Here is a 4,624-nt window from a genome sequence, read left to right as displayed (position 1 = left end):
CCCCCCGCCCCGTCCAGAAGCACCCTCCGAAGGAGCGATCACCGCATGAGCACCCCGTACCCCTTCGCCGCCATCGTCGGCATGGACAGCCTGCGGCTGGCGCTGCTCCTCAACGCCGTGTCGCCGTCGGTGGGCGGCGTGCTGGTGCGCGGTGAGAAGGGCACGGCCAAGACCACGACCGTCCGGGCCCTGTCCACCCTCCTCCCCGAGGTCGAGACCTTCGCCGACTGCCGGTTCTGCTGCGACCCGGCGGCGCCGGACGCCTCGTGCCCGGACGGCCCGCACGAGGGCGGCGCCCGGTTCGTCCGTCCGGCGCGGATGGTCGAGCTGCCGGTGGGCGCCTCCGAGGACCGTCTCGTCGGCTCGCTCGACATCGAGCGTGCCCTGTCCGACGGGGTGAAGGCGTTCGAGCCCGGTCTGCTGGCCGGTGCCCACCGGGGCGTGCTGTACGTCGACGAGGTCAACCTGCTGGGCGATCACCTCGTCGATTCGCTGCTCGACGCGGCGGCGACCGGCTCCGCGCACATCGAACGCGAAGGCGTCTCCGTGCGCCACGCCTCCCGCTTCCTCCTCGTCGGCACCATGAACCCCGAGGAGGGCGAGCTCCGGCCGCAGCTCCTCGACCGGTTCGGCCTGACCGTCGAGGTGGCCGCCTCCCGGGAGACGGACGAGCGTGTGGAGGTCGTCCGCCGGCGGCTGGCGTTCGACGAGGACCCGGCCGGTTTCGCCGCGAAGTGGGCGGCGGACGAGGACGCGCTGCGGGAGCGCATCGCCGCCGCGCGCGCCCTGCTGCCGAGCGTGCGGCTGGGGGACGGCGCCCTGCGCCGGATCGCCGCCGTGTGCGCCGGCTTCGAGGTGGACGGCATGCGCGCCGACATCGTGACGGCCCGGACGGCGTCGGCGCTGGCCGCGTGGGCGGGCCGTACGGACGTCGTCACCGAGGACGTCCGGCAGGCGGCGCTGCTCGCTCTCCCCCACCGCCGCCGGCGCAACCCCTTCGACGCGCCGGGCCTGGACGAGGACAAACTCGACGAGATCCTGCGGCAGTTCGAGGAGGACGACGAGGACGACGAGCAGGGCCCGGACGACGACGGCCCGGGTGACGGAGGCCCGGACGACGACGGACCCGGGGACGGGGTGCCGCCGCGGGAGACGTCCGAGTCCGGCCCGGAGGCCGCCGACCTGCCCCCGCAGCGCGAGCAGCCCGCCGAGGCCCCCGCCCCGGAGACCCCGGCGCAGGAGGCCCCCGCGCAGGACGCCTCCGACTCCCCCGCGCCGCGAACGCCCGAGCGGGGCGCGGGCGGCGACGGCGGCCCGGAGGCCGCGCCCGTGGCCGCCGGCGAGCCGTTCCGCACCCGGAAGTTCGACGTGCCGGGCCTCGGGGAGGGCGCGGACGGCCGCCGTTCGCGGGCCCGGACGGCGCACGGCCGGACGACCGGCGCCCGCCGCCCGCGCGGGACGCTGACCCGGCTGCACCTGGCCGCGACGCTCCAGGCCGCCGCCCCGCACCAGCGGGCGCGCGGCCGGTCCGGACGCGGTCTCGTCGTCCGCCGGGACGATCTGCGCGAGGCGGTGCGCGAGGGCCGCGAGGGCAACCTCGTCCTCTTCGTCGTGGACGCCTCCGGCTCGATGGCGGCCCGCAAGCGGATGAGCGCGGTCAAGGGCGCCGTCCTGTCCCTCCTCCTGGACGCCTACCAGCGCCGGGACAAGATCGGGATGATCACGTTCCGGGGTTCCGGCGCGGACGTGGCGCTGCCGCCCACCTCGTCGGTGGACGCGGGCGCGGCCCGGCTGGAGAAGCTGCCGACGGGCGGCCGGACGCCGCTGGCCGACGGGCTGCTGCGGGCCCGCGAGGTGCTGCGGGTGGAGCGGCTGCGCGATCCGTCGCGGCGTCCGCTGCTGGTCGTGGTGACCGACGGCCGGGCGACGGGCGGTCCGGAGCCGCTGGTGCGGGCGTCCCGCGCGGCGGGCCTGCTGGCGGCCGAGGGCACGGCGTCCGTGGTCGTCGACTGCGAGGCCGGGCCCGTACGCCTGGGCCTGGCGGCCGAGTTGGGGCATTCTTTGCGGGCACCGGTCGTCACCCTCGACGAACTCCGCGCGGACACCGTCACCGCGCTCGTCCGCTCCGTCCGCACCACCACCACGACCAGGGGAGCCGCGTAATGCCCAAGGGACAGCCGACCGTCGTTCCGGACGACGGTCTCACCACGCGCCAGCGCCGCAACCGGCCGCTCGTCTTCGTCCACACCGGTATCGGCAAGGGCAAGTCGACGGCCGCCTTCGGGCTCGCGCTGCGGGCCTGGAACCAGGGCTGGCCGATCGGGGTGTTCCAGTTCGTGAAGTCGGCGAAGTGGAAGGTCGGCGAGGAGAACGCGCTGCGGGTGCTGGGCGCCTCCGGCGAGGGCGGGACCGTCGACTGGCACAAGATGGGCCAGGGCTGGTCCTGGATCCAGCGCGCCCCCGAGGAGGGCGAGCAGACCAACGAGGAGAAGGCGCGCGAGGGCTGGGAGCAGGTCAAGCGCGACCTCGCGGCCGAGCGCTACAAGCTCTACGTGCTCGACGAGTTCGCGTACCCGCTGCACTGGGGCTGGATCGACACGGCCGAGGTCGTCTCCGTCCTCAAGGACCGCCCCGGAACGCAGCACGTGGTGATCACGGGCCGTAACGCGCCGCAGGAGCTGGTGGACTTCGCGGACCTGGTCACCGACATGTCGAAGGTCAAGCACCCGATGGACACGGGCCAGAAGGGCCAGCGGGGCATCGAGTGGTGACATCCGCGTCCACGACCTCCGTTCCCCGCCTGGTCATCGCGGCGCCCGCGTCCGGCACCGGCAAGACGACGGTGGCCACCGGCCTGATGCGGGCGTTCGCCGACGCGGGCCTCGCCGTGTCCCCGCACAAGGTCGGCCCCGACTACATCGACCCGGGCTACCACGCGCTGGCCACCGGCCGCCCGGGCCGCAACCTGGACGCGTTCCTGTGCGGCCCGGAGCGGATCGGCCCCCTGTTCCTGCACGGCGCGGCGGGGGCCCAACTCGCCGTCATCGAGGGCGTGATGGGCCTCTTCGACGGCGCGAGCGGCCGGGGCGAGCTGGCGTCGACGGCGCACGTGGCGAAACTGCTGCGGGCGCCGGTGGTGCTGGTCGTGGACGCGTCGTCGCAGTCCCGCTCGGTGGCGGCGCTGGTGCACGGCTTCGCCTCCTGGGACCCGGAGGTACGGGTCGCGGGCGTCATCCTCAACAAGGTCGGCTCCGACCGGCACGAGGCGCTGCTGCGCGAGGCGCTGGGCGGCGCCGGCGTCCCGGTGCTGGGCGCGCTGCGCCGGGCCGCCGACGTCGACACGCCCAGCCGCCACCTGGGCCTCGTCCCGGTGGCCGAGCGGCGCGCGGAGGCGCTCGACGCGGTGGCCGCGCAGGCGGCGCGGGTGCGCGAGGGCTGCGACCTGGACGCGCTGCTGGCGCTGGCGCGGAGCGCGCCGCCGGTGCCGGGGCCGGCGTGGTCGCCGGAGGCCGAGCCGGTGCCGGGTCCCCGTCCGGTGATCGCGGTCGCCGGCGGCCCGGCGTTCACCTTCTCGTACGCGGAGCACACGGAGCTGCTGACGGCGGCCGGGGCGGACGTCGTCCCGTTCGACCCGCTGCGGGACGAGAAGCTGCCGCCGGACACGGCCGGCCTGGTGATCGGCGGTGGCTTCCCGGAGATGTACGCGCCGGAGCTGTCCGCGAACGAGCCGCTGCGCGAGGCGGTGTCCGCCTTCGCGGCGACGGGCGGGCCGGTGGCGGCGGAGTGCGCGGGCCTGCTGTACCTGTCCCGCTCGCTGGACGGCCGCCCGATGTGCGGCGTCCTGCCCGGCGAGGCCCGGATGTCGCCCCGGCTCACCCTGGGCTACCGGGAGGCCGTGGCGCTCTCCGACACTCCTCTCGCGGCGGCCGGGACGCGGCTTCGTGGCCACGAGTTCCACCGCACGGTCGTCGAACCGGGCGCGGGCCCGGCGCCCGCGTGGGGCTTTACGGCTCCCGAGCGGCGGGTCGAGGGGTACGCGGCGGGTGGCGTCCACGCGTCGTACCTGCACGTCCACTGGGCGGGCGCGCCGGGTCTGGCGGCACGGCTGGTGCGCGCGGCGGCGCGCGCGTGACCGGCCTCTTCGTCGGCGTCGGGGCGCGGCCCGGGGTGACGGCCGACGAGGTGGTCACGCTGGTCCGCCAATGCCTGCCGGCGGACGGGCGGCCCGTCGCCCTGGCGACCCTCGCCGCGCGGGCGGCGGAGCCCGGGATCGCCGGGGCGGCGGCTGTACTCGGCGTGCCGGTGCGGCCGTACGACGCCGCCGAGCTCGCCGGGGTGCCCGTTCCGCATCCCTCGGCTTCCGCTCGCTCGGCGGTCGGTACGGCTTCCGTCGCGGAGGCGGCGGCTCTGCTGGCGGCGGGGGCGGGGGCTGTCCTGCTCGTGCCGAAGGTGGTGTCGGGGCGGGTGACGTGTGCGGTGGCGGGGTGAGGTGTGCCCCGGTCCCGCCCCTTCGCCGATTCCCGGGGGCAAGCCCCCGGACCCCCTTTTCGCGGCTTCGCCGCTCGTCCTCAAGCGCCGGACGGGCTGGATAGTGCCGCCCTGGGCGCGCACTTCAGCCCGTCCG

General features: G+C 76.4%; 4 protein-coding genes. All 4 read left to right on the top strand.

Annotated elements, in window-relative coordinates; all coding sequences use genetic code 11:
* Positions 1-45 precede the first annotated feature (45 nt).
* Genes ACSNOK_RS30905 through ACSNOK_RS30890 form a run of 4 tightly spaced genes read left to right on the top strand, consistent with a single transcriptional unit; the run spans position 46 to position 4,488 of the window.
* Positions 46-2,163 carry a putative cobaltochelatase gene (locus tag ACSNOK_RS30905; protein WP_436784109.1) on the top strand — a complete coding sequence of 706 codons (2,118 nt, stop codon included), beginning with the start codon at positions 46-48 and terminating at the stop codon, positions 2,161-2,163.
* Positions 2,163-2,771 (top strand): cob(I)yrinic acid a,c-diamide adenosyltransferase, encoded by a 609-nt coding sequence (gene cobO, locus ACSNOK_RS30900; RefSeq protein ID WP_436784108.1) that lies wholly within the window; start codon positions 2,163-2,165, stop codon positions 2,769-2,771. Before ACSNOK_RS30905 ends, cobO begins: the two co-directional genes overlap by 1 nt.
* Positions 2,765-4,132, top strand: coding sequence for a cobyrinate a,c-diamide synthase (locus ACSNOK_RS30895; RefSeq protein WP_436784107.1), 1,368 nt, complete (start codon positions 2,765-2,767; stop codon positions 4,130-4,132). Before cobO ends, ACSNOK_RS30895 begins: the two co-directional genes overlap by 7 nt.
* Positions 4,129-4,488: a cobalamin biosynthesis protein gene (locus ACSNOK_RS30890; RefSeq protein ID WP_436784106.1), complete on the top strand. Its 360-nt coding sequence runs from the start codon at positions 4,129-4,131 to the stop codon at positions 4,486-4,488. The genes ACSNOK_RS30895 and ACSNOK_RS30890 overlap by 4 nt, the downstream gene beginning before the upstream one ends.
* Positions 4,489-4,624: the final 136 nt, after the last annotated feature.

Origin of the sequence: Streptomyces sp. URMC 126 (assembly GCF_051386555.1) — a bacterium.
Lineage (GTDB): Bacteria > Actinomycetota > Actinomycetes > Streptomycetales > Streptomycetaceae > Streptomyces.
Note: the sequence above shows the minus strand (reverse complement) of the source record. Positions and strands in the feature narration are given on the sequence as shown.

Bases quoted from the DNA above. Each gene is read 5' to 3' on its own strand.
- ACSNOK_RS30905 (WP_436784109.1), top strand. From the start codon at position 46: ATGAGCACCCCGTACCCCTTCGCCGCCATCGTCGGCATGGACAGCCTG.
- cobO (WP_436784108.1), top strand. From the start codon at position 2,163: ATGCCCAAGGGACAGCCGACCGTCGTTCCGGACGACGGTCTCACCACG.